Raw genomic sequence first — 24,447 nt, 5'->3', positions numbered from 1 at the left:
CGGTGCGGGGGCGAACGGAGCGAGTGGCCTGGAGGCCACCATGTGCGAGGATCGGGCCATGGCCGTTTTCACCCACCCCGGACTGCACAAGGTCGCCGTGCTGGTACGGCACGGCCTGCTGCCGATCGAGCTGGGCATCCCGCACGCGCTGATGCGTATGGCGCGGTCGGCCACGGGCGAGCCGTTGTACGAGGTCGTCACCTGCGCCGTCACCCCTGGTGCGATCCGTACCGACGGCGACTTCACAGTCAATGTCGAACACGGCATCGAGGCACTGGCCGAGGCGGACACCGTGATCGTCCCGGCCTCGCACGACTGGGACGAGCCCTACGACCGGGGCGCGATGAGCCCCGGCCTCGCCGAGGCGTTCACCCGCATCCGTCCCGGCACCCGGATCGCGTCCATCTGCACAGGCGCCTTCGTACTGGCCGCTGCCGGGCTGCTGGACGGCAAACGGGCCACCACCCACTGGCGTGCCGGCGAGCGCTTCCAGCGCCTCTTCCCGAGCGTCCGACTCGACTCCGACGTGCTCTACGTCGACGAGGGCTCCGTACTCACCTCAGCGGGCATCGCCTCCGGCGTCGACCTGTGCCTGCACATGATCCGCAAGGACCACGGCGTGGCCGTCGCCAACGCGGTCGCCCGGCGCACCATCGTCCCGCCCCACCGCGACGGAGGACAGGCCCAGTTCATCCGCCGCCCCGTCCCCGAACCCCGCCTCTCCTCCACCGGAACCGCCCGCACCTGGGCACTCCGCCACCTCGACCGCCCCCTCACCCTCCGCGAACTGGCCGAACGCGAATCCATGAGCGTCCGCACCTTCACCCGCCGCTTCCGCGAAGAAGTCGGCGTGAGCCCTCAGCAGTGGCTCACCCAGCAGCGCATCGAGCGCGTCCGCCAGCTGCTGGAGGAGAGCGATCTGTCCATCGAGCAGATCGCCGCCCGCACGGGCTTCGGCTCCGCGTCGACCCTGCGGATGCACTTCCAGGCCGCACTGGGCGTCTCACCGAGCGCCTACCGCCGTACGTTCCGCACGGACATCGCAGCAGACGCGGAAACCGGTGCTGCGGCGGACGCCGGTGTGGGTTCGGGAAGGTGATCGGGACGGTGCGAACGAAGGAGGCGGAGATGGCCACCACCGCGCGGGTTTTCGCGCACCCAGAGCGACACCGGGTCGCCGTGCTGGTCAGACACGGAGTGATGCCGATGGAGCTCGGCCTGGTGCACCAGGTGTTCGGCCGGGCGGCCACCCCGGAGGGAGAACCGCTGTACGAGGTGGTCACCTGCGCCGTCACGCCGGGGCCCGTCCGTACGGACGCCGACTTCCCCATCCATGTGGCGCACGGCGCCGCAGCGCTGGCGGAGGCGGACACGGTGGTCGTACCGGCCACTCATGAACTGGACGAGACGGAGACCGAGGGCATCCTGCCCGAACCGCTCCGCCAGGCGCTCGCCCGCATCCGCCCCGACGCCCGCGTCGCTTCCATCTGCACGGGCGCCTTCGTACTGGCCGCTGCCGGGCTGCTGGACGGCAAACGGGCCACCACCCACTGGATGTCCACCGACACCTTCCGCACCCTGTACCCGGCCGTGCGGCTCGATCCCGACGTGCTCTATGTGGACGAGGGCTCCGTACTGACCTCGGCAGGCGAGGCCGCCGGAATCGATCTGTGTCTGCACATCGTGCGGGAGGACCACGGCGCGGCCGTCGCCAACGCAGTGGCCCGGCGCACGGTCGTCCCGCCCCACCGCGACGGAGGACAGGCCCAGTTCATCCGCCGCCCCGTCCCCGAACCCCGCCTCTCCTCCACCGGAACCGCCCGCACCTGGGCACTCCGCCACCTCGACCGCCCCCTCACCCTCCGCGAACTGGCCGAACGCGAATCCATGAGCGTCCGCACCTTCACCCGCCGCTTCCGCGAAGAAGTCGGCGTCACCCCGTTGCGCTGGCTCACCCAGCAGCGCATCGAACGGGCCCGCCACCTGCTGGAGGAATCGGACCTCCCGGTCGAACGCATCGCGGCCCGAGCGGGCTTCGGTACGGCCGCCTCCCTCCGCCAGCACTTCCAGGCGGCCCTGGGCGTCTCCCCTCGCGCCTACCGCCGTACGTTCCGCGCGGAGGCGCAGGGCGCGGCAGCCTAGCGATTCGGGGCGCCCTTGTGGCCGCAGCACGATGTCCGCCAGCCGCCGGAAAGCCGTCGCCGTACAAGCCACGCTGTCGCCATGACACACCACGTTTCTGCCTCACTGACCGACCCGGCGGCTCCCTCCCCCTCGGACCCGGGGGCGGTGCTCAGCGGCATGTACGCAGCCGAGGCGGAGTACCTGACCGCCGGTGGCCCGGGGACGGCCTCGTTCGCCCCGCTCGCACCGTACTTCGCGCCCGATGTCGTCCTGCACCAGGCGGCCGGGCTGCCCTATGGGGGCAGCTGGCGCGGGCACGCGGGCATGGAGCGGTTCTTCCACGAGATGAGCCGTGTCTGGGAGACGTTCGACATCGCGCAGCAGCGGTTTCTCGCCACTGGCGAGACCTCGGTCGTCCACAGCCGGATACGTGCGCGCTCCCGTGTCACCGGCCGGGAGATCGCATTCCCCATCCTCCAGACGATCACCGTCGCAGGCGGGCGGATCACCGAGGTCCATCCGTTCTACTGGGACACTGCCGCCATCGCCGCGGCCTGCACCCCGTCGGCGGCCCGATCGGGCTCGACGGGCTAGAAGGTGAGCACCGCACGGGCCACGCGGCCGTGGCGGGCGTCGTCGGCTGCTGCCTCGAACTCCTCGACCGGGTAGGTGCGAGTGACCAGTTCGTCCAGCATCAGCCGCCCCTGCCGGTACAGATCCGCATAGAGCGCGATGTCGCGGGGCGGACGGGAGGAGCCGTAACGGCAGCCCAGGATGGACTTGTCCAGGAACAGCGCAGCCGGCAGGAAGACCGCCTCGGCGTCGGCGGCCGGCATGCCCAGCAGGACAGCCTGCCCGTGCCGGTCGAGGAGGTCGACGGCCTGCCGTACGAGCGCTGTACTGCCGACGCACTCGAAGGTGTGCGCAGCACCGTCGGGCAGGATCTCCTTGACGGCGGCGACCGTTCCCCCTTGGGCAGCCCCTTGCGTCTCCCTTTGCGAGGCGTCGGCTTGTGGGGCGGTCACTTGCGAGGCGTCCACGAAGTGGGTGGCGCCGAACTGCCGGGCTGCCGCCTCCTTCTCCGGGTTGGCGTCCACGGCGACGATCGGGGCCGCGCCGGCGATCCGGGCGCCCTGCAGCACATTGAGCCCGACGCCGCCGACGCCGATCACCACCACGGACTCGCCCTGTCCGACCTTCGCCCGGTTGAGCACGGCCCCGACGCCGGTGAGGACGGCGCAGCCGATGAGCGCCGCGGACGTGAGGGGGATGTCGCCGGGGATCCGGGTGGCCTGGACGGCCTTGACGAGGGTGCGTTCGGCGAAGGCCGAGTTGGCGGCGAAGTTGTACAGCGGCTTGCCGCCGCGGCTGAAGGGCTGTTCGGGCCTGCCGATGGCCCGGCGGCACATGGTGGGGCGCCCCCGCGCACACTGGGGGCACGCGCCGCAGTTGGCGATGGTGGACAGCGCCACATGGTCTCCGGCCGCCACGTGCACCACGCCCTCCCCGACGGCCTCGACCACACCGGCGCCCTCGTGGCCGAGTACGACCGGCCGCGGGAAGGGGATCGTCCCGTCGATGACGGACAGATCGCTGTGGCACAGCCCCGCCGCTCGGATACCGACGAGCACCTCGCCGGGGCCCGGCGCCCTGATCTCCAGGTCGTCGACGACCTCGGCCCGCGCCCCCTCCAGGACCACGCCTCGCATCCCGCTCACGCTCCCCTCACCTCACTCGTCATGACGGCCAGACGATCGACTGGAGCTCGCTGTAGGCGTGCAGCCCGAACGACCCGCCGTCGCGGCCGACTCCGGACTCCTTGAAGCCGCCGAACGGCGTCTCCGGATGCCGCTGGACGGTGTTGATGCCGACGTTGCCGCTCCGCAGCCGCCCCGCCAGCCGCCAGGCGCGGCCTGTGTCGCCGCTGAACACGTAGTCGTAGAGGCCGTAGGGGGTGCTGTTCGCAATGCGCACGGCCTCGTCGTCGTCCGCGAACCGGAGGACCACGACCACGGGTCCGAACAGTTCCTCGCGGGCGACGGTCATCTCCGGCGTGACGTCGGTGATCAGCGTCGGCGCGACATAGAAACCGGTCGTGGGTTCCGTGGGCCGTTCGCCGCCGACCAGGACAGTGGCGCCCTGTGCGCGGGCACCTGCGATGTACGCCTCGACGCGGTCGCGCTGGGCCGCGGAGATCACCGGACCGACGACAGTTCGCTCATTCGTGGGATAGCCGAGCGTCAGTGCGGAGGCGTAGCGTGAAAGGGCAGTCACGAACTCGTCGTGGAGCGAGTCGTGTACGAGCACACGCGTCGGTGCCGTACAGATCTGGCCGCTGTGAAATGCCCAGGTCGAGGCGACCGAGCCCAGTGCTGCTTCGCGGGTCCTGCCAACCGCGTCGTCCAGCACCAGCGCCGCACCCTTTCCACCCAGTTCCATGAGGGTGCGCTTCATTCCTCGTCCCGCGTTCCCAGCGATCTCCTTTCCCACGGAGGTGGAGCCAGTGAAACTGATCATGTCGACGTCCGGGTGTGCGACCAGGGCCTCCCCCGGCCCGGGCTCCGAGCCGGTCACCACGTTGTAGAGCCCGTCCGGCAGCCCCGCCTCCTGCAGCAGCGGGCCCAGCTCCAGACAGCTCAGCGGATCCTGCGGCGCCGGCTTGCAGACCACGGCATTCCCCATGGCCAGCGCGGGCGCGACCTTGCCCGCGAGGTTGACCACGGGAAAGTTGTAGGAGGTGATGCACCCGACCACGCCGACGGGGCGACGTACGGCGGCGGCGCCGATCAGCCCTCCCGGGGCCAGCGCACTGGCCCCCACGGGCTGCGGGGCCAGGGGCACGGTGTCCGGCTCCAGCGCGCCGCGTGCGTACCGGCGGAAGCGGTCAGCAGCAGTGGGCAGTTGCATTCCGCGGGCGACCTTGAGGGTGGCACCCGTCTCCGCCTGGAGGAGCGGTACGAGTGCGGGACCGCGCTCGGTGAGCAGCTCCGCGATCCGCTCCAGCACCCGGGAGCGCTCGGGGGGATCGGTGGCGGCCCACGCCCCCTGGGCGGAACGCGCCGCGCGGACGGCGGCGTCCACATCCGCCGCGTCCCCTTCGGGAGCCTCACCGACCAGCAACTCGGTCGCCGGGTCGGTGATCGGGTAGTGGCCGCGCGCGGGTTGCCGCCAGCCACCGCCGATCCAGTGCCGGTAAGCCCTGGGCTTCTGTGCGGGATCCGCCGCGTCCGCGGAGGCCGCCGGTCCGGTGTTCGGTTGCGGGTGCCGCGGGTGGTCCGTGCGCTCGGTGCTCGGTTCCGTCGTCACGTGCGTGCCTCTCTCGGCAGGCCCAGCACCCGCTGGGCGAGGATGTCGCGCTGGATCTCGTCGGAGCCGCCGTAGAGGGTGTCGGCGCGGGTGAAGAGGAACAGCCTTTGCATCGCGTCGAGTTCGTAGGGTCGGTGCGGCGCCCAGTCGTGCGGGCCGAGGGCGGCGGCGGCTCCGCGCACCTGCATCGCCAGTTCACCGAGCCGCTGGTGCCAGCGTCCCCACAGCAGCTTGGCGACGCTGGGCGCCCCCGGAACGGCCTCGTAGCGGCTGCCGTTGTCGTTGCCGCCGAGGGTGCGCAGGGCGTTCCAGCGCATCGTCCGCAGTTCGGCCCAAGCCCGCACGAGCCGGTCGCGGAGCACGGGATCGCGCTGGGCGGCACCGGTGTGCAGGGCGAGGCGCAGCACCCGGTCGAGTTCGGCGGCGAAGCCGATCTGCTGGGCGAGGGTGGAGACACCGCGCTCCAGGGCCAGCAGGGAGGTGGCAACCCGCCAGCCGTCGCCCTCGGCGCCCACCCGGTGGTCGGCATGGGCGAGTGCGCCGTCGAAGAACACCTCGTTGAACTCCTCGGTCCCCGACATCTGCCGGATCGGCCGGACCTCGATACGGCCCAGCTGGTCCATCGGCACCAGCAGGAAGGAGAGCCCTTGGCGTCCGCGCGTTCCCTTGCCGGTACGGGCGAGAACGAAGCACCAGTCGGCCTCGCGGGCAAGCGACGTCCAGATCTTCTGACCGGTGACACGGTAGCCCCCGGCCCCACCGCCGGCCCCTGAGTCCCGTACGGCTGTGGTGGGTACGGCGTCGGGGCGCGCGATGTCGGGACCTACGGCGCAGGTGCGTTCGGTGTCAGGGCCTACGGCGCAGGTACGTTCCGTCTCAGTGCGCTCGGCGGCAGTCCGCACGGCGGCGGTGCGTACAGCCGCCAGGTCGGAGCCGGCGTTCGGCTCGCTGTAGCCCTGGCACCACAGTTCCTCGCCGCGGGCGATGGCGGGCAGGAAGCGTTTGCGCTGCTCGTCGCTGCCGTGGGCGAGGAGGGTGGGGGCGAGCAGGTTCTCGCCGATGTGGCCGACGCGGGCGGGTGCGCCCGCGCGGGCGTACTCCTCGGCCCAGACGACCTGTTGGGTGAGGGAGGCAGCGCGGTTGCCGTAGCTGCCGCGGGTGCGGTCCCAGCCGATGCCGACCCAGCCCGCGCGGCCCAGCTCGCGCTCCCAGCGGCGGCGTACGGCGGTGGCCTGGTGCTCGTTTCCGGGTCCGCCCTGCCCGGCGGCGGACGCGTAGTCGCCGACCAGGTGGTCGTGCAGCCACGCCCGGGCCCGCGCTCGGAACTCCTCGTCCTCGCGGGTGAAGCCGAAGTCCACACGTCCCCCTCTCCTCATCAGGCAGGCAGGCAGATCAGGCAGATCAGGGCGGAGCAGCGCTGCCCGGTCGGGCGCTCGGTTCAGGCGTTGGGGCGGTCCCTGCGGGCGGCGGCCTCGGCCATCTCCTTGAGCCGCTCCAGCATGGGCATCGGGTCCCGGCCGACCATGCCGGGAAGATGGTCGGCGAGTTGTTGCGGCGTCCACGAGCCGTCGGCGTAGGCGGCGCGGAGTTCCCGGGGCTGTGCCCATACGGCGATCTTGGGTCCGGCGACGGTGTAGACCTGACCGGTGATCTCCTGCTCTCTTGCGTGGTCGCTGAGCAGGTAGACGACGAGGGGTGCGACGTCCTCGGGCTCGCCGATCCCGGCCAGCTCCATGGGGACGTTGGCGGACATCCGGGTGCGGGCCACGGGGGCGACGGCGTTGGCCGTGACGCCGTACTTGTGCAGTCCCAGCGCTGCGCTGCGGACGAGGGAGATGATGCCTCCCTTGGCCGCCGCGTAGTTGGCCTGGGATACGGAGCCCTGGTGGTTGCCGCTGGTGAAACCGATGAGGGCACCGCTGCGCTGGGTGCGCATCACGGCGCTCGCGGCTCGGAAGACGGTGAAGGTTCCCTTGAGGTGGGTGGCGACGACGGGGTCCCACTCCTCCTCGGTCATGTTGAAGAGCATGCGTTCGCGCAGGATTCCGGCCACGCAGACCGCCCCGTCGAGGCGGCCGTACCGGGTGAGTGCGGTGTCCACGACGCGCTGTCCACCGGCCATGGTGGAGATGTCGTCGGCGACCGCCACGGCCTCGCCGCCCGCTGCCGCGATCTCTTTCACAACGGCCTCGGCGATCTCGCTGCGCGGTTCATCGCCGTCGATGGAGACGCCGTAGTCGTTGACGACGACCTTGGCTCCCTCACTTGCGCAGGCCAGCGCCACCGCGCGGCCGATGCCGCGGCCGGCCCCGGTGACGGCGACGACCTTCCCGGCCAGAAAGTTCCCTTCGCTCCCCGCGTTCCCTTCCTTGCCCACGTCCGGCCCCTCCCAGGTGATCTGACGGTTCGTTAGATTCTTGAGCAGCCACCGTCCGAACACAAGCCCCGTACGGGCCCGTCCGTACCGACCGCCTCCGGAGGACAGATGACCGTGCCGGCGCAGTGCCGCGAGTTCACCGAGATCGCCGAGCGCGTCAACAACTGGGGCCGCTGGGGCGCCGACGACGAGATCGGCACCCTCAACCTGGTGACGGACGAGGTGGTACGCGAGGCGGCAGCCACCGCGCGCACGGGCCGCCGCGTCCCGCTCGCGCTGCCCCTCCAGCAGGACGGGGTGCAGACCGGGCTGATCCCCGGGCGGGTGAACCCGCTGCACACAATGGTCGCGCTCAATCTGGAGATGTTCGGCCCCGGAACGGTCGCCACCAACGACGACGCCGTCACCATGGGCCTCCAGGCCGCCACCCACTGGGACGGGCTGGCACACGTCTCACACGGGGGCCGGATCTACAACGGCCGCCCCGCCGGCACGGTCACCGCACACGGCGGCGCGGCGTTCAGCGGCATCGAGAAGAGCCGCCCCCTCGTCTCCCGCGGCGTCCTGCTCGATGTGGCCCGCGCCCGCGGCGAGGAACAGCTGGCGGGCAGCCACGCGGTGACCCCCGAAGACCTGGACGCCGCAGAGGAGTTCGCGGGCACCCGCGTACGGGCCGGAGACATCGTGCTCATCCGAACCGGACAGCTGCGCCACTATCTCGCCGGCGACAAGAACGGCTACGCCTATCCCTCTCCCGGGCTGTCGCTGCGTACTCCCGAGTGGTTCCACGCCCGGGACGTGGCCGCCGTCGCCAACGACACTCTCACCTTCGAGATCGTCCCCCCGGAGATCGAGGGCCTCTGGCTCCCCGTCCACGCCCTCCACCTCGTGGAGATGGGCATGCTCCAAGGCCAGAACTGGAACCTGGAGGAACTCTCGGACGCCTGCGCCGAAGAAGGCCGCCACGCCTTCCTCCTCGCCGCCCAACCCGAGCCCTTCGCCGGCGGCGCGGGCGCTCCGGTGGCCCCGGTCGCGGTGCTGTGACCGGGCAAGTCCGTCGTCACGCCGCCGCGTTGGGCAAGCCGGGTGGCGGTGCGCCTTTGCGCGCCCCGAGCACGGCACGGCGTACCGCCACCCGACTCCGGCGCTCGGGGCCCTGCCCTCGGACGGAGGTTGGCGCCGGACCGCGACCCGTACTCGTCGAGGAACCTCAGGTACCTCGTCGTCCCCTCACGACGAATCGCTCCACCCAAGGGTGATCAAGCCGACACGACACGTCAACACCTGGTCTGGACTTTGGGGAGTTTGCCCGAATTGTTCCGGCGCGCGTTCAACCGAACGCGCCAGCCCCGGCCCCCGCCACGTTGACGCGCGCACGCGCGTTCGCACCGGCGCGCAGATCACCCTGCGCGCGGACCTCACCCCCAACACCCGCACCGGCCTCCCGGTCGGCGGCCGGGGCGAGTTCTGCGGCGGACTCCACCGGCGCGGTGTCCAGTTCGCACCACACCCGCTTGCCGCCGGGCTCGTGCTCCCAGCCCCAGCGGTCGGCAAGACCCGAGACGAGTTCCAGACCGCGGCCACCGGTGTCCTCGCCCTCCGCCTGGCGGCGGCGCGGCGCACAACTGCTCGCGTCGGCGACCTCGACCCGTACCGATCCCGCCGCGCCGTGCGCCGGGCCGCCGCCGCATCGCCGGGGCAGCAGCATGCACAGCACGGCCGGACAGCCGGTGTGCACCACCGCGTTGGTGACGAGTTCCGAGATCAGCAGAATCAGCGTCTCGGCAAGGGACTCGTCGGCGTCCACTCCTGCTCCCGCCAACCGGGCCCTGGCCCACCTTCTGGCGCGCCCCACCTCCGTCGGATCGGATCCGATCTCCAACTGCTCCAGAAGCACCTGCACCGCTCACACCATCCGAACTGGCGGACACATCGCCTCGCGTTTCCATGTAGTCACGGATTGTGACTCCAGCGAGAACAGCATGGTTGACTCATAGTGATGTCAACAAGCGCTTCAGGCATATTCCGGCGCAAAGGAGTAGACGCACGGCATACTGTGCGACGCCGAGCGCGGGGACTCGAACGAGTCGGCCTGAATCTCGTGGACACCCTTTTGTTCCTTGGTCATCGGGGTCATCGCCGCCTCGCGGCACGACCCCGTGCCTTCCGTCGGCGGCCCGCCGCCACCGGGGCCGCCGCAGTCGCGTCCAGCGAGCGTACCGGAGTGGAATACGATCTTCCGCTCGTGGTGGTCACTGGGCGAATACAAGGCGCCCATAACCCTGCGTAATCGCCCTCATCGAATTTCCCGGAAGAATACGGCTTTCACTGACACATAGGACGAAGTAGCTCTGAGGCCAGTTGCTCCTCACAAGTCACAACAGTTCGCCACTGTTCGGCACGCAACCACGCCCGTTTCAGGTGCAGATGGACATCGGCCTCCCAGGTGAACCCCATTCCGCCGTGCACCTGGAGACAGTCGCGGGCGTTGCCCACAGCGGCGGCGTCGGCGAGCAGTTTCGCCGCGCAGACCTCCGTCTCGTCCGCGGTGACGGCTGCCGCGTAAACCACACTTCTGGCCGTTTCCGAACGGACCAGCATCCCCGCGCACAGCTGCTGTATCGCCTGGAAGGCCCCGATCGGACGGCCGAACTGCTCGCGCTCCCGTGCGTACCCGACAGCCAGCTCCAGCGTGCGGCAGGCGCTGCCGAGCTGCTGTGCCGCGGTGAGCAGCACCGCATCCCGCCGCAGCGCCACCGAGTCCACCACGGGCCGCGTCACGGCCTTCCCCGACTCCCCACCGTCCCCGTCCTCCCCACCGTCACCGTCCTCCCCGCCGTCCCCGCCGTGCCAGGTCCGGCCGTGCACCCGGTGCAGCGGTGTCAGCGGGTCGACCGACCGGACCGGCTCCGCCGTCAACTCGCCGGGCGCCAGCACCCGCGCTTCCTTCCCCTCTTCGCCCTCCCCTCCCTCCCCGAGCACCAACACCGCACCCGCAGCGCCCAGATGCTCGACCGGCGCCGCCGCCCCGCCGCCCGGTCGCACCCCCTCCGCCGCCGTTACCACCACCGAGCCCTCCGCGGCGCCCGCCACCAGTCCTGCGCTGCCCGCCAGATGGCTGGCGACCAGCGGGCCCGGCAGCAGCGCGCGGCCGGCCTCCTCGAACACCAGCACCGCCTCCGGCAGCCCCAGCCCGACGCCCCCCGCACTCTCCGGCGCCCGGAGTGCGAACAGCCCGGCCTCCCCCAACTCGCGCCAGAGGCCGGCATCGAGAGCCGTTCCCTTCTCGGCCCCGTCCACCGCTTCCCGCAGTGCCTCGCGTCCGAAGCGTGCCGCCAGCAGTTCACGCATGCCGCGCCGTAGCGCCTCCTGGTCCTCGGTCAGCCGGAAGTCCATCAGGGCCGTCACCGTCCCTTCGGCAGGCCGAGGATGCGCTCGGCGACGATGCTGTGCTGGATCTGCGACGTACCGGCGGCGATGGTGTACGAGAGGGAGGAGAGCCGCTCCAGTGCCCACTCCTCCGCCAGGTCGAGCGACGCGGGGCCCAGCACGGCCGCCGCGGCCTCGTACAGCTCCTGCCGTGCATGCGAGTAGCGCAGTTTGAACACCGAGCCGCCCGCTCCGGGAACGCCTGTGCCGCCCTGGCGCAGCCCGTGCGCGGCCTCGCTGACGTTCCACTGGATGAGGCGCCACAGTGCGGCGAATTCGGCGTTCAGCCGGCCCAGTCGACGGCGTACTGCTGCATCGTCCCAACGGCCGTTCCGCTGGGCACGCCGCGCGAGCAGCCGCAGGGTGCGACGGCAGGCCACCACCTCGCCGACAAATGCCGTGCCCCGCTCGAAGGAGAGGGTCACCATGGTGACGCGCCAGCCGTCGTTCTCCGGTCCGACGCGGTTGCCGACCGGCACCCGCACCTGATCCAGGAACACCTCGGCGAACTCCTGGGACCCGGCCAGCGTGCGCAGCGGCCGTACGGTGACGCCGGGTGCGTCCATGGGCAGGGCGAGCCAGGTGATGCCCCGATGCCGGGGGGCCTCCGGGTCGGTGCGGACGAGGAGTTCGCACCAGTCGGCGACCTCGGCGTGCGAGGTCCAGATCTTGCTGCCGGTCACCACATAGGCGTCCCCGTCGCGTACCGCACGGGTACGCAGCGAGGCCAGGTCCGAGCCGGCGTCCGGCTCGGAGAACCCCTGGCACCACACCTCCTCGCCGCGCAGGATCGGCGGCAGCCAGCGGGCACGCTGCTGCGGACTGCCCTCCGCCGCGATCGTCGGCCCGGCGTGCAGCAGCCCGACGAACCCGGCACCGACGTACGGCGCCCCGGCAGCCTCCGTCTCCTCCAGAAAGATCAGGTGCTGGGTGGGGGTCGCACCCTGGCCGCCGGCATCCTCCGGCCAGTGCAGGCCCGCGTACCCGGCGTCGTAGAGCCTGCGCTGCCAGTCCATGTCGTAGGCGCGCCGCGCCGGCCAGTCCAGCGGGTCGGGGCGGGGCGGCAGGGTGGGCAGCACCTCGGCGAGCCAGGCACGCAGCCGCGCCCGGAACTCCTCTTCCTCCTGCGTGTACGCCAGCTCCATGGCTGCTCCCTCACGCCGGGCCGGGTTCCCTCACACCAGGTCGAGCTCCAGCATCCGGATGGCGTTGCCCCGCATCAGCTTGTGGACGGTCTCCTCGTCGAGCCCTTGAACGTGCTCCAGGGCGACCTCTTTGGTGTGCGGGAAGGTGGAGTCGACGTGCGGATAGTCCGTCTCGAAGGTGGCGTTGTCGCGGCCTACTGTGTCCAGTGCGGTGACGCCGTGTTTGTCGCGGAAGAAGCAGCAGAAGATCTGGCGGTAGTAGTAGGTGGAGGGCGGCTCGGGGATCAGGTCGCGGACGCCGCCCCAGGCACGGTGCTCCTCCCACACGTCGTCCGCGCGCTCCAGGGCGTACGGAATCCAGCCCATCTGGCCCTCGCTGTAGGCGAGCTTCAGCCGCGGATACTTCACGAGCACGCCGCTGAAGAGGAAGTCCATCATCGAGGCCATCGCGTTGTTGAAGGAGAGCGACGCCTGGACGGCCGGGGGCGCGTCGGGTGAGGCGGCGGGCATCTGGGAGGACGAGCCGATGTGCATGTTGACGACGGTGCCGGTCTCCTCGCAGACGGCGAAGAAGGGATCCCAGTAGCCGCTGTGGATGCTCGGCAGGCCGAGGAACGTCGGAATCTCGCTGAAGGTCACCGCACGCACCCCCCGCGCCGCGTTGCGGCGTATCTCGGCAACGGCAAGCTCGATGTCCCACAGCGGGATGAGGCAGAGCGGGACGAGCCGGCCGCCGCTGTCGCCGCACCACTCCTCCACCATCCAGTCGTTGTAGGCGCGGACACAGGCCAGGGCGACCTCCTTGTCGTGCGCCTCGGCAAAGGTCTGGCCGCAGAAGCGGGGAAAGGTGGGGAAACACAGCGACGCCTCCACATGGTTGAGGTCCATGTCCTTGAGGCGCTCGGCCGGATCCCAGCAGCCGGGCCGCATCTGGTCGCGGGTGATGCCCTCCAGCGTCATCTCGTCGCGGTCGAAGCCGACGGCGGCGATGTTGCGCTTGTACGGGAACTTCAGGTCCTCGTAGATCCACCAGTCGGTGGGCGACCCGTCCGGGTCCATGGTGATCCGGTACTTGCCGCCGACGTACTCCAGTTCGCCGATACCGGCGGTGAGCGGCTTGGGGCCGCGGTCCCGGTACTTGGCCGGGAGCCAGGTCTCGAAGAGGTGCGCGGGCTCGATCACATGGTCGTCGACGCTGATGATGCGCGGTAGTTCGGTCACGGGCGTGGCCCCCTCGCCATACCGGCTGTATCTGATGACCCGTCAGACTTGGAATCAGGAAGAGGCTAGCCCCGCGGCCTCTGGACCGACAAGGCGTCTCGCCCTACGCTTCCCGACGAACCTGACGGTTCGTCAGGTGAGGAGCCCGGGAGACCTAGGGGGCGGCATGCCGACTGTCGCACACGAGCTCAGCACCTCGCGCACCCTGTGGGAACTGGTCGTACGCCGGGCCGAGCTCACCCCTGGAGCACCCGCACTCATCCAGGCGACCGACAACAAGGTTGACGACAAACCCGACGACAACCCAGTTGACGACCGTCTGGCTGACGTCAACCACGTTGACGACCCCTCCCTCACCTTCGGCGAGCTGCGCAGCCGTGCCGAGCGCACCGCGGCCGGGCTGTACGAAAAGGGAGTGCGCCCCGCTCACACTGTCGCCTGGCAGCTGCCCACCCGCATCGAGACCGTCGTGCTCTCCCTCGCCCTGGCCCGGCTCGGCGTACGACAGACGCCGCTCATACCGGGCCACCAGGAGCGCGAGGTCGCCCTCGCGCTGCGGGCGACCGGCGCCGCCTGGTACATACACCCCGGCCGGTGGCACGGCACCGACTACACCGCACTGGCCGACCGCGTCCGCGAGCAGCACGGGCTCGCCCCGCGCACAGTCATCGCGTACGACACCCTCCCCGACGCCGATCCCGGCTCCCTGAGCGCCCTTCCGGAGCCGCCCACCGACGGCACGGCAGTGCGCTGGATCTACTGGACCTCCGGGACCACCTCCGAACCACGCGGAGTACGCCACACCGACCGCAGCCTGATCGCGGGTGGCTCCTGCCTGGCGCACGCGCTGCGGCTGCGCCCCGACGACGTCGGCTCGATCGCCTTCCCGTACGCGCACATCGGCGGCCCCGACTACTTGGTGATGCTGCTGCTGTACGGCTTTCCCGCCGTGCTGTTCGAGAAGTTCGCGATGCCCGGCGCACTGGCGGGCTACCGGCGTCACGGGGTGACGACGGCGGGCGGTTCGACGGCGTTCTACGCGATGTTCCTGGCCGAACAGCGCAAGCGGCCCGGGGAGAAGCTGCTCCCCGCACTGCGGCTGCTCGCGGGCGGCGGGGCACCCAAGCCTCCCGAGCTCTACCACGAGGTGGTCGCCGAACTCGGCTGCCAACTCACCCATGGTTACGGCATGACCGAAGCCCCGATGATCACGATGGGCGCCCCCGACGACACCCCGGAACAGCTCGCCACCACCGAGGGGCGCCCACCCGCGGGTATGGAGATCCGGATCACCACGCCGGACGGCGCACCGCTGCCGCCCGGAAGCGAGGGAGAAGTCCGGCTGCGCGGTGAGGCGGTGTGCCAGGGCTATCTGGACCCGGCGCGGACCGCCGAGGCGTTCGACGCGGACGGCTTCCTGATCACCGGCGATGTGGGACGCCTGCTGGAGAGCGGGCATCTGGTGCTCACCGGCCGCACCAAGGACATCATCATCCGCAAGGGCGAGAACATCTCGGCCAAGGAGATCGAGCAACTCCTCTACGAACACCCCGCGGTCGCCGACGTGGCCGTGATCGGGCTGCCCGATCCGGAGCGGGGCGAGCGGGTCTGCGCCGTCGTCGAACAGCCGGAAGGAGCACCGCCGGTCACCCTCGGCCAACTGACCGCGTATCTACGGGCCGAGGGCCTGGCCACCTACAAACTGCCCGAGCAGCTGGAGGTGCTGGCGGAGCTGCCGCGCAACGGCACGCTGCGCAAGGTGCTCAAGTACAAGCTACGGGAGAGATTCGGCTGACTTACGGCGTGCAGGAACAGCCGCAGAGCCCGCTGGCTGAGCGGGCCCGTGGTCACGCCGTGAGCGGGCCCGTGGCGGTGTGGGCGTCGGTGGCCGTGGCCAGGTCGGGGTAGCAGTCGAAGAGCCGCCGCACCCCCAGCGCCGCGAGAACCCGGTTCACATGCGAGCCGTCCTCGGCGCCGCGCGCAGGCAGGATCAGCCGCAGCCGGCCCGCACAGGAGCGCATCAGCCGTCGCGAGGCGATCAGGACGCCCACTCCGCTGGAATCGCAGAAGAGGACGTCGGACAGGTCCAGCACCAGGCTTCTGCGCCCCTCCGCCACGGCATCGTGCACGTGCTGCCGTACCGCGGGTGAGGTGACCAGGTCCAGCTCACCGGAGACCCGGAGCACGGCCCACCCGCCCCGCTCCTCCTCCAGCACCTTCAACGACACTCCCCGCAACCCCTTCGTCGATCGCCTACAACAGTCGGCTGCCCTGGCCCACCCCTCCAAAACTGGTCCCAGGGAAACGACCCTAAGCGGTCCGGCGGTATTACCCATGGGAACCTGCAAGAACTTGTGGTCACGCACCCATAACGCTCGGCAGCATCCGCCTCTTTCACCCCCGCAGCCCCGCCCAGCCCAAGCGCTCCGTGACGAAAAGTACACCCTGGGCAATCGCCTGGGACGTGCGTTGCCTCAAAAGTGGCGTGCGCTGTCAGTTGCTCGCACTACATTCGAGGGGTCGACGGGCATCACACGAGGACGGACAGCACACGAGGCGGAAGGGAAAGGCCGGAACGGCACCGCCGCACGCGGACCGACGCGGACGGGCAGCGGACGGCGGAACCGAGGGCTGGGGGCCATCATGGCGAACGACACACCACCGCGCTGGGACCGGAAGATGCAACAGCGGCTCGCACACGGCGAGGCCGCGGCGCTCGGTGAGCTCTACGACCGCTTCGCCTCCCTCGTGCACGGCCTGGCCCACCGGGTGTTGGACGACGAGGAGGCCGCGGACCGGGCCACCCGGGACGTCTTCGCCCATATCTGGGAGAGCCCGCACACCTTCGACCCGCGTGAAGGCCCCATGCGGTCCTGGATCGCGGAACTGACCCAGCGGATAGCGACCAGCAGACTGCGGCAGCAGCAGCACAGCGCCGGTCCCTGCTCCCCCGAGCAGGCCGAGCGGTTCGAGGAGCAGGTCCGTACCGCCGCCACCGCGGCGCGTGCCGACTACATCGTCACCTCCATGCCCTCCTCGCTGCGTGCCGCCCTGGAACTGGCGTACTTCGAGCGTCGCGACTACCGGCAGACGGCACGCACGCTGGGCGTCACCGAGGACGAGGCCCGCCGCCGGCTGCGGCTCGGGCTCCAGCTCCTCTCCTCCGCCATGACGCAACCCGCCATGGCGCCGCCCGGCGCGGGGCAGCGGCCATGAGCAGGCCGCCGACACCGCCGACGCCACCGGGCGGCCCAAAACGGCCTGCCGGGCCGGGACGGAGCAAGCCCTCCCGGACCACCGGTGCCGCCGAAGCAGCACCCGAGGGTGAATTGACCGACCACCGCATTCTCACTTCGCTCCTCGGCGCCTGGGCGCTGGCGGCATGCTCCCCGGAGGAGACCGCCGCCGTCGAAGCGCACCTGACCGACTGCGCGCCCTGCGCGGATGAGGCGTTGCGGCTGCGCGACGCGGTCGGGCTGCTGCACTCCGAGGACAGCCTCGATCTCGACCCGATGCTGCGCTCCCGCGTGCTCGAAGGCTGCCTGGACCGCCGCCCCGCCCGTATACCGATGCCGACCTGGGCGGCTCCCTACGACGCGGAAACGGCCCGGCTGGACGCGCTGCTGCGCGACATGGCCGAGGAGGAGTGGCGGGCGCCGGTACAACTGCGCTGGTTCGACGGCGAACGGCAGAGCACCCGGGAGACGACCGTCGCCGGCGTCCTCGGGCACCTGCTCGCGGTCGACGGACTGGTCGCGACCGGCATCGGCCTGCCCGACCCGCTGCCCGCCGACGCCCTCCCCGCCGACGCCGGCAACTCCGAGCCCGGCGCCGGCCCGCAGACCCGCACGGAGATCTACTGGGCGCTCAACGGCGCCAGGCACCACACCCCGGCAGCCCGCGAGCCCTGGCGGGAGCAGAGCCACGCCATGATCCGCGACGTGTCGTTCCTCGCCGCGGACGACGGCAGCGCCTCGGGCGAGCACACCGCACACGGACGGCTCGTCTCCTACGGCGACTTCGCGCTCCCGCTGCGCGACGCGTTCCTCGACCGCGCCTTCGAGTGCTGGATGCACGCGGAGGACATCGCGGAAGCCGTCGACTACCCGTACGCGCCGCCCGGGCCCGCCCATCTGAACCTGCTCGTCGATCTCGCGGCCCGGCAGTTGCCCGATGCGATCGCCGCCCGCCGCCGTACGGGGCTCGCGCCGCCGCCCCGCGGTCTGGCCACGGCCGGTTCGCCCGGCCGCACGCTGCACCTGGAGATCGAGGGCAGCGGAGGCGGCGACTGGTACATCCCGCTCGACTCCCCCGGCGCCCGCGCCTCCCCGGAGAGCAAGGTCGCCCACATCGCCCTGGACGGGCTGGAGTTCTGCCAGCTCGCGGCCGGCCATGTGCCACCGCTCGAAGCCGCCGCGGGCCAGGACGGCGACCGCCAGGCCATTCAGGACGTCCTTTACGCCACCGCGTCGCTCTCGCGGCTGTAGTCGAGCGTGAGGGCTCAGCCCTCACGCTCGATCAGGCGAAAACGACCGTGCGGTGGCCGTTCAGCAGTACGCGGTGCTCGCTGTGCCACTTCACGGCGCGCGCCAGCGCCTGGCACTCCACGTCGCGCCCGACGGCGACCAACTGCTCCGGGGTGACGTCGTGGCCGACCCGCTCGACCTCCTGCTCGATGATCGGCCCCTCGTCGAGGTCGGCCGTCACGTAGTGCGCCGTGGCGCCGATCAGTTTGACGCCGCGGGCGTGCGCCTGGTGGTACGGCTTGGCGCCCTTGAAGCTCGGCAGGAAGGAGTGGTGGATGTTGATGATCCGCCCGGACAGCTGCTTGCAGAGGTTGTCGGAGAGAACCTGCATATAGCGGGCGAGGACGACGAGTTCGATCTGCTCCGTCTCGACCAGCTCCAGCAGCTGCTCCTCCGCCGCGGCCTTGGTGTCCTTCGTCACAGGGATGTGGTGGAAGGGGATGTCGTACGAGGCGACGAGCTCCGCGAAGTCGGTGTGGTTGGAGACCACGGCGACGATCTCGACGGGGAGCGCGCCGAGCCGGGAGCGGAAGAGCAGGTCGTTCAGGCAGTGCCCGAACTTGCTCACCATGAGGATGACCCGCATCTTCTCCTCGGCCCGGTGGATCTGCCAGTCCATCCGGAAGGAGTCGCCGACGGCGGAGAAGCTGGCCCGCAGCTTCTCCACGGTGGTGTTGCCGGTGAAGTGGACGCGCATGAAAAAGAGCCCGGTGTCACGGTCCCCGAACTGCTGGCTGTCCTCGATGTTGCAGCCCGTCATGAACAGATAGCTGGAGACGGCGTGCACGATGCCCTTGTTGTCCGGGCACGAGAGGGTGAGGACGAACTGACCCGCCTCGTTTTCCGCCTTTTTGGCCTTTCCAGCCTTTTCAGCGGTTTCGGCGGCTTCGGCAGGATTGCCGGGAGCGGGGTGCGACTGGCTCATGGCCTCAAGACTGGCACATCACGGCGGGTGCCCCCGCACCCAGTGCTCCCCCGGCCTCCGGCCGGGAGGTGCCCCGCATCACACCGTCCTGAGCATGATCGCCAGGACCTCCAGCGAGCGCGGCGGCTCGTCCGGGTCGTCCCCGTCGTTGCCGGCGAGCAGTACGTGCGCCTCCCGGGCGGCCCGTACGGCTTCCGGCCACGCCGGGTGTTCCAGATACGAGACGACCGGTGCGTCGGCGCCGACCTGGTGCATGATGCGCAGCACCCGCAGCACGGCAGCATCCACGAGCTGGGCTTCCTGCGCGTCCCGGAAAATCGTTCCGACGTATTTCTCCGCCGACCAGTTGTCCAGCCAGGTGTCCTCGACCAGGCGGTAGACGGCGTCCGTGACATCGCCGTATCCGGGGCGTCCGGCCAGCCAGCACTCGTGCTGGAACGTCTGGTCGGAGAGCATGTGCAGCGCGGAGCGCACGTTGCTGCGCCAGCGCCACCAAGGCACGTCGTTGACAGGCATGCCGCCTATGGTGGTGGAACGACGGCCACGTCGGGAAGACTTCACGGAACCTGCTTGCTGCATGGTCACCGACCTTACGTTCCGCACATCCGGCCCTTGGCCCCGCCCTCGCTCTCCCTTCTCGGCGCCCTCCGGGCGCCCTCATAGCGCGCCGAACTGCCGCTCCGTGAGGCCGTACTTCTTCGCCGTCGGGTTCCACAGCCCCGCCGCTTTCTTCTTGGCGGTGGTCGCTTTGCCGCTGGCGCTGTTGCCCGCTGCGAGCTGACGCGTCGGCTTGGCCTTGCCCTTGTGGCAGCCCTTCTTACGCGCCACCTGGTCCGCCCAGGCCGCGTAGTGGCTGTCCGCGGAGGCCGAGGAACGCCAGGCGCTCTTGAGCGCGGAGTTCAGTTCCGCGCTGTTGGGGATCCGGTCGGTCTTCAGCTCGCCGAGCCGCCGCACCAGTCCGGTGCGCTGCCTGGCGGCGGACCGAAGGTCGGTCGCCGCCTTGCCCAGCAACTTGCAGGTCCTGATGTTCTGTACGGAACGGACGACGGTGGAACGGCTGTTGTTGCTGTCGGCCAACAGCGCGTCCAGCTTCTTGGCCTGCCCCTCCGCGGGGTCCGGCGCCGCGGAGGACTTCTCCTCCGCGGGGGCGCTGGACGCCTTCGGCTCGTCACCGCCGGAGTCGTCACCGCCGTTCGCAAGGAGGAGGCCGACCACCAGCCCGATCGCGGCGACGCCGACCAGGGCACCCGTGATCAGCAGCCAGGGAGACACCTTGCGCCGCCCGCGGTCGGCATCCCGCCGCGCCGCCCGGCCGCCGACCTGCGGCTCGTACTGCTGCGAACCCGGCTGCGGATAGCCGTAGCCTGCACCGCCGCCCTGGGGCCCCGGCGGCTGCTGCGGATAGCCGTAACCGCCGCGGGGCGCGCCCGGCTGCGGGTAGCCGTAGCCGCCCCGCTGGGCAGTCGGCTGCGGGTAGCCGTAGCCGCCGCGGGGCGGCGCCTGCGGCTGTGCTGCCTGGTCGAATATCGGCAGGCTCTGTGTCGAGCCCGGCTCGTTGTTGCCTGCGGCGGGCTGCCCCGGGCCCGTGGGGCGCGGGGAGTCGGACCGGAAGAGGTTGTCGAACTCCGGCAGCGGCCGCCGCGCGCCCGGCTCTCCGAGACCCGGCCCTCCTGCGCCCGGCCCTCCAGAGCCGGGTGCGCCGCCCTCGCCAGACATCGGCGGAAGCATCTGGGTCGCTTCGGAGTCGCTGTCCACGCCGCTCGCGACGGGAGGCAGATACTGCGTGGCCTCGCTGTCCGGACCGCCGCCCACCGGCCCGGCAGGCTGCTGCGGCGGCAACATCTGGGTTCCGTCCTCTGCGCCGACGGGGCCGGCGGCGGGCGGCCGACCTGTCATCAAGGGCGGCAGCATCTGCGTGGCGTCGCTGTCATCGGCCCCGCCCTGCGGCGCACCAGGCGGCATGGCCGACGGCATGGCAGGGGGCACAGGCGGTGCAGCGGGCGGCGCGGTGGGCGGCGCGGACGGCGCAGGCGGCGCAGCGGACCGGTCGGGCATCGCATGCCGTCCGGAACCTCCCGGGACGGCCGACGGCGGCTGGGGCTGGGACTGCGGCTGCTGTGGCGGCAGCGCGTGGGCGCCGCCACCCGCCGAGGACGTCCCGTACGGCTCCGGCAGACCGGCACCCGGCTGCGCGTACCCCGGACCGCCGGACGGCATCGCACCCGGACCGTCCGGCAGCGGCATCGCACCCGGAGCGGCGGCCGGGGGCAGCGGGACCGCACCGTCGGGTGACGGCGGCGACGGAGGGTGCGGCGGGGGCGGCGAGGTGGGGGTCCCCCCGGGCGGAGTCTGGGGGAGGGCCGGGGCGCCCTCCGGCGGGAGGGGCAGCGATCCACCGGGGGCGTCCTGCTGCGGGGCGCCCCAGTAGCCGGGGCCACCCTCCGGGGCGCCGCTCTCCGGGGCGCCGCCGTGGGCCGCCTCGGAGCCGGGGCCCCAAGGGTCGCCCCACGGCTGCCCGGCGGGGGGCCGTACGCGGTCGCGTTCGGCCTGGCGCTGCTGCTGAGGAGTCCAAGGGTCACCGTTGGCCGGCAGCACGACCCCCTCGTACGGGGTCGTGGAGGCGGGCAGCGGATCACCGGCGGAGCCGGAATTCCCGTCCTGTCCGCGTCCGTTGTGCGTTGTCACCGAGACTCCTCGTTCGCATGGCTAGCGGAAGCGTCGGCTCACGCTACCGGGTCACACCAACGGGGGACCACGCACCCAGATGTGCGGACACCCTTCCTTCACCTGATGTCATCACGAAGCGCGCGGAAAGGGACAAACTCCTCGTATCGCTAGGCTGATGGGCAACTCCGCACCGGCTGATCACTGTCGTCGGCACAGGCACCTCACGCCACCGCGGCCAGCTCCAGACTCTCGTGGAATTCCCGCACCACGGGCTCCTCGCGGTACGGCTCCAGCCGCTGCCGGAAGTCGTCCAGATACTCCGCGCCCCGGTCCGAACGCAGCCCGGCGAGCAGCCGTGCCGCCTGCCCGGCCGTATTGCAGGCACGTTCCACCTCGCGCTGCTGCACCTGCGCGTCGGCCAGCAGGAACAGCCCGATCGCTCGCCGCCGGGCCCGCCCTTCCGGGTGCCCGGTGACGGCCTCCTCCGCGCGCGCTGCCGCGCTCTCCGCCTGGCCCAGGTCGCGGTGGCAGTGGGCGAGCTCGTCGGCGAGATAGGCACGGTCGAAGTGGGCGATCCAGGACGGATCGTCACCGGAGTCGGCAGCCGCCTCGGCACCGTCCATCGCCGTCAGAGCCCGGGCGACGGCACCCTGGCAGGCGCGCGCGTCCCCCATCAGCGCGTGCCCGCGCGCCTCGGCGGCATGGAACATCGCCTCCACGCGCGGTGTCACCCGCCCACGCGCCCCCTCCTGCGCCGCGCGCGCCAGCTGCGCGATTTCCCGCGGATTGCCCAGCGAGGCAGCCAGGTGGCTCATCCCCGCGGCGAGCACATAGCCGCCGTACGCCCGGTCCCCGGCCGCCTGTGCCAGCCGCAGGGACTGGATGTAGTAGCGCTGCGCCAACCCGTGCTGGCCGGTGTCCACGGCCATATAGCCCGCCAGTTCGGTCAGCCGGGCGACGGTGGCGAACAGCGACCGGCCGACCGCCTCCTTGTAGGAGCCCCCGAGCAGTCCGGAAACGACGCTGTTGAGGTAGTGCACCACCACGGGACGGATGTGGCCGCTGCCGTAGCGGTGATCGAGCTCGGAGAGCGCCTCGGTCATCGCCTGTACGGCTGCCACATCCGCAGCGCCCACCCGGGCCCCGGAGGAACGGGCGACCTGGTGGTCGGGCTGGGTGATCAGCCAGTCCCGGCTCGGCTCGACGAGTGCGGAGGCGGCCACGGTCGAACCGGTCAGGAAGTCCCTGCGGCCCACGTCGCTGCGCCACAGCTCGCAGACCTGCTCGACCGCTCCGACGACCGTGGGGGCGAACTGGAGGCCCACTCCGGAGGCGAGGTTCTTGCCGTTGGCCATTCCGATCTCGTCGATCGTCACGGTACGGCCCAGCTTGCGGCCGAGGGCCTCGGCGATGATGCCGGGGGCGCGGCCCCGCGGCTGCTGCCCGCGCAGCCAGCGCGCGACGGAGGTCTTGTCGTAGCGCAGATCCAGTCCATGCTCGGCGCCGCACATGTTCACGCGGCGGGCGAGGCCCGCGTTCGAGCACCCGGCCTCCTGGATGAGCGCTTGCAACCGTTCGTTGGGCTGCCTCGCGACGAGCGGCCTGGCGGCCATGCGATCCCCCTCAGTGGTTTCCATGGTGCGGACCGGGCTTGCTCACTGCTCACTGATCGGCGCATATGCCCGTGATCCCTTACAAACCCCACCCTTCACAGCACACTGCACCGGAGAGGGACTACCCACCCAAGACAGCACTTCTGTGCACGCGCCCCTACACATGCCCCCATGCGCCGTTCCGAGCGCGGCCTGCCCCTTGTACGGCGGAAACGGCTCCGGCACGGACGCCGCATGCGCCGTCGCGCCTCGACCCGCCCCGTTCTGCGCCCGTAACCCCTCCGAGGGACGAAAGTTGTGATGGTCGTGGAAGAGACCATCACCTGTACCTCTGGAGCGACCACGAACACGCGCCTCCCCGGACAGCGAACGACATCTGCCGCACCGCCCGCATCACCCCTCGAACACGCGGTGCGCTACACCCAGGAGCGGGCCTGGGACGTCTTTCCCGGCACCTGGCTGGAGACGGTGGACGGCGTCCCGCGCTGCGCCTGCGGCGATTCCGACTGCCCCGCGCCCGGCGCACACCCCGCGCGCCCATGCTGGGCGGACGAGACGACGGGGAGCGCGACAACTGTGCGCCGGTTGTGGGAGACCGAGCCGCGCGCGGCCGTACTGCTGCCGACCGGCCGTGCCTTCGATGCGCTCGAGGTCTCGGAGGCCGTGGGCTGTCTGGCGCTCGCCCGGCTGGAGCGGATGGCCCAGCCGCTGGGCCCTGTCACCTGCACCCCGAACGGCCGGATGCTCTTCTTCGTCCTCCCCGGCGTCGCGGCCAAGGTTCCCGCCACCGTGCGCCGTCTGGGCTGGTCGCCCACCGCGCTGGACTTGCAGGGCAAGGGCGCGGGCGACTGGGTTGCGGCCCCACCCACCCGGCTGGGCACCCGCGGAGCCGTCCAATGGGCCCGCGAGCCCAATGCCGCGAATCGTTGGCTTCCGGACGTCGATGAGTTGGTGCCCACGCTCGCCTATGCGTGCAGCCGCGAAGCGGTATTCGTCGCCGCCAATGCTTGAGGGCCCAGCCTTGGACCCCCTCTCACTGTTGGGGGCTCCGCCCCCAAACCCCCGGTCCTCGCCGGACAGGCGTTGGGGCGGCTCCGCCCCCCAACTGCCCCCC

The 24,447-nt window shown here is 71.2% G+C and carries 21 protein-coding genes; 8 read left to right on the top strand and 13 right to left on the bottom strand.

Annotated features, from left to right (window positions below; translation table 11 throughout):
- Positions 1 to 58: 58 nt before the first annotated feature.
- The 3 genes from ACTWP9_RS28175 to ACTWP9_RS28165 all read left to right on the top strand — a co-directional run bounded on the left by ACTWP9_RS28175 (position 59) and on the right by ACTWP9_RS28165 (position 2,718).
- Positions 59 to 1,099 carry a GlxA family transcriptional regulator gene (locus tag ACTWP9_RS28175; protein ID WP_443249109.1) on the top strand — a complete coding sequence of 347 codons (1,041 nt, stop codon included), beginning with the start codon at positions 59 to 61 and terminating at the stop codon, positions 1,097 to 1,099.
- Between the two features lie 29 nt (positions 1,100 to 1,128).
- A complete protein-coding gene (locus ACTWP9_RS28170; RefSeq protein WP_443249108.1) occupies positions 1,129 to 2,142 on the top strand; it encodes a GlxA family transcriptional regulator in 1,014 nt (337 codons plus the stop codon).
- A gap of 81 nt (positions 2,143 to 2,223) precedes the next feature.
- Positions 2,224 to 2,718 (top strand): nuclear transport factor 2 family protein, encoded by a 495-nt coding sequence (locus ACTWP9_RS28165; protein WP_443249107.1) that lies wholly within the window; start codon positions 2,224 to 2,226, stop codon positions 2,716 to 2,718.
- Here the strand turns inward: ACTWP9_RS28165 and ACTWP9_RS28160 are convergent.
- From ACTWP9_RS28160 to ACTWP9_RS28145, 4 genes are all read right to left on the bottom strand, one after another.
- A complete protein-coding gene (locus ACTWP9_RS28160) occupies positions 2,715 to 3,833 on the bottom strand; it encodes an alcohol dehydrogenase catalytic domain-containing protein (RefSeq protein WP_443249191.1) in 1,119 nt (372 codons plus the stop codon). The two genes, ACTWP9_RS28165 and ACTWP9_RS28160, sit on opposite strands and share 4 nt — an antisense overlap.
- Positions 3,834 to 3,861: 28 nt before the next feature.
- Positions 3,862 to 5,307: an aldehyde dehydrogenase family protein gene (locus tag ACTWP9_RS28155; RefSeq protein ID WP_443249190.1), complete on the bottom strand. Its 1,446-nt coding sequence runs from the start codon at positions 5,305 to 5,307 to the stop codon at positions 3,862 to 3,864.
- Positions 5,308 to 5,426: 119 nt separating this feature from the next.
- Positions 5,427 to 6,788, bottom strand: a complete 1,362-nt coding sequence (locus ACTWP9_RS28150) for an acyl-CoA dehydrogenase family protein (protein ID WP_443249106.1) — start codon at positions 6,786 to 6,788, stop codon at positions 5,427 to 5,429.
- Positions 6,789 to 6,868: 80 nt separating this feature from the next.
- The gene (locus tag ACTWP9_RS28145) at positions 6,869 to 7,807 is read right to left on the bottom strand and encodes an SDR family NAD(P)-dependent oxidoreductase (protein ID WP_443249105.1); all 939 of its coding nucleotides are present in this window, start codon (positions 7,805 to 7,807) and stop codon (positions 6,869 to 6,871) included.
- A gap of 108 nt (positions 7,808 to 7,915) precedes the next feature.
- Here ACTWP9_RS28145 and ACTWP9_RS28140 point away from each other — a divergent pair, with 108 nt between their 5' ends.
- Positions 7,916 to 8,851 (top strand): cyclase family protein, encoded by a 936-nt coding sequence (locus tag ACTWP9_RS28140; protein ID WP_443249104.1) that lies wholly within the window; start codon positions 7,916 to 7,918, stop codon positions 8,849 to 8,851.
- A gap of 286 nt (positions 8,852 to 9,137) precedes the next feature.
- Here ACTWP9_RS28140 and ACTWP9_RS28135 read toward each other — a convergent pair whose 3' ends face one another.
- From ACTWP9_RS28135 to ACTWP9_RS28120, 4 genes are all read right to left on the bottom strand, one after another.
- Positions 9,138 to 9,710, bottom strand: a complete 573-nt coding sequence (locus ACTWP9_RS28135) for an ATP-binding protein (protein WP_443249103.1) — start codon at positions 9,708 to 9,710, stop codon at positions 9,138 to 9,140.
- A gap of 422 nt (positions 9,711 to 10,132) precedes the next feature.
- Complete coding sequence (locus tag ACTWP9_RS28130; RefSeq protein ID WP_443249189.1) at positions 10,133 to 11,203, bottom strand: acyl-CoA dehydrogenase family protein; 1,071 nt, start codon at positions 11,201 to 11,203, stop codon at positions 10,133 to 10,135.
- Positions 11,204 to 11,211: 8 nt separating this feature from the next.
- Positions 11,212 to 12,381, bottom strand: a complete 1,170-nt coding sequence (locus ACTWP9_RS28125; protein ID WP_443249102.1) for an acyl-CoA dehydrogenase family protein — start codon at positions 12,379 to 12,381, stop codon at positions 11,212 to 11,214.
- A 30-nt stretch (positions 12,382 to 12,411) separates the two neighbouring features.
- Positions 12,412 to 13,602: an amidohydrolase family protein gene (locus tag ACTWP9_RS28120; protein ID WP_443249101.1), complete on the bottom strand. Its 1,191-nt coding sequence runs from the start codon at positions 13,600 to 13,602 to the stop codon at positions 12,412 to 12,414.
- A 166-nt stretch (positions 13,603 to 13,768) separates the two neighbouring features.
- On the opposite strand from ACTWP9_RS28120, the gene ACTWP9_RS28115 reads away from it, so the two are divergent.
- The gene (locus ACTWP9_RS28115; protein WP_443249100.1) at positions 13,769 to 15,397 is read left to right on the top strand and encodes a class I adenylate-forming enzyme family protein; all 1,629 of its coding nucleotides are present in this window, start codon (positions 13,769 to 13,771) and stop codon (positions 15,395 to 15,397) included.
- Positions 15,398 to 15,449: 52 nt separating this feature from the next.
- Here ACTWP9_RS28115 and ACTWP9_RS28110 read toward each other — a convergent pair whose 3' ends face one another.
- Positions 15,450 to 15,830, bottom strand: coding sequence for an STAS domain-containing protein (locus tag ACTWP9_RS28110; protein WP_443249099.1), 381 nt, complete (start codon positions 15,828 to 15,830; stop codon positions 15,450 to 15,452).
- 415 nt (positions 15,831 to 16,245) lie between these two features.
- On the opposite strand from ACTWP9_RS28110, the gene ACTWP9_RS28105 reads away from it, so the two are divergent.
- Both ACTWP9_RS28105 and ACTWP9_RS28100 read left to right on the top strand, forming a co-directional pair.
- On the top strand, positions 16,246 to 16,818 hold the full coding sequence (locus ACTWP9_RS28105) for a sigma-70 family RNA polymerase sigma factor (RefSeq protein ID WP_443249098.1): 573 nt from the start codon (positions 16,246 to 16,248) through the stop codon (positions 16,816 to 16,818).
- A complete protein-coding gene (locus ACTWP9_RS28100) occupies positions 16,815 to 18,089 on the top strand; it encodes a zf-HC2 domain-containing protein (protein ID WP_443249097.1) in 1,275 nt (424 codons plus the stop codon). The genes ACTWP9_RS28105 and ACTWP9_RS28100 overlap by 4 nt, the downstream gene beginning before the upstream one ends.
- Before the next feature lie 31 nt (positions 18,090 to 18,120).
- On the opposite strand, the gene purU is transcribed toward ACTWP9_RS28100, so the two are convergent.
- The 4 genes from purU to ACTWP9_RS28080 form a co-directional block, all read right to left on the bottom strand.
- Entirely contained in the window at positions 18,121 to 19,053 is a 933-nt protein-coding gene (purU, locus tag ACTWP9_RS28095) for a formyltetrahydrofolate deformylase (protein ID WP_443249096.1), read from the bottom strand.
- A gap of 78 nt (positions 19,054 to 19,131) precedes the next feature.
- Positions 19,132 to 19,569, bottom strand: a complete 438-nt coding sequence (locus ACTWP9_RS28090; RefSeq protein ID WP_443249095.1) for an SCO4402 family protein — start codon at positions 19,567 to 19,569, stop codon at positions 19,132 to 19,134.
- A gap of 141 nt (positions 19,570 to 19,710) precedes the next feature.
- A complete protein-coding gene (locus tag ACTWP9_RS28085; protein WP_443249094.1) occupies positions 19,711 to 21,738 on the bottom strand; it encodes a hypothetical protein in 2,028 nt (675 codons plus the stop codon).
- Between the two features lie 203 nt (positions 21,739 to 21,941).
- Positions 21,942 to 23,333, bottom strand: coding sequence for a transcriptional regulator (locus tag ACTWP9_RS28080; protein ID WP_443249093.1), 1,392 nt, complete (start codon positions 23,331 to 23,333; stop codon positions 21,942 to 21,944).
- A gap of 300 nt (positions 23,334 to 23,633) precedes the next feature.
- Here ACTWP9_RS28080 and ACTWP9_RS28075 point away from each other — a divergent pair, with 300 nt between their 5' ends.
- The gene (locus ACTWP9_RS28075; RefSeq protein ID WP_443249092.1) at positions 23,634 to 24,344 is read left to right on the top strand and encodes a bifunctional DNA primase/polymerase; all 711 of its coding nucleotides are present in this window, start codon (positions 23,634 to 23,636) and stop codon (positions 24,342 to 24,344) included.
- The last annotated feature ends 103 nt before the right edge of the window (positions 24,345 to 24,447 follow it).

The organism is Streptomyces sp. 3N207 (genome assembly GCF_052246355.1).
Lineage (GTDB): Bacteria > Actinomycetota > Actinomycetes > Streptomycetales > Streptomycetaceae > Streptomyces.
This window is presented reverse-complemented; position numbering and strand designations above follow the sequence as displayed.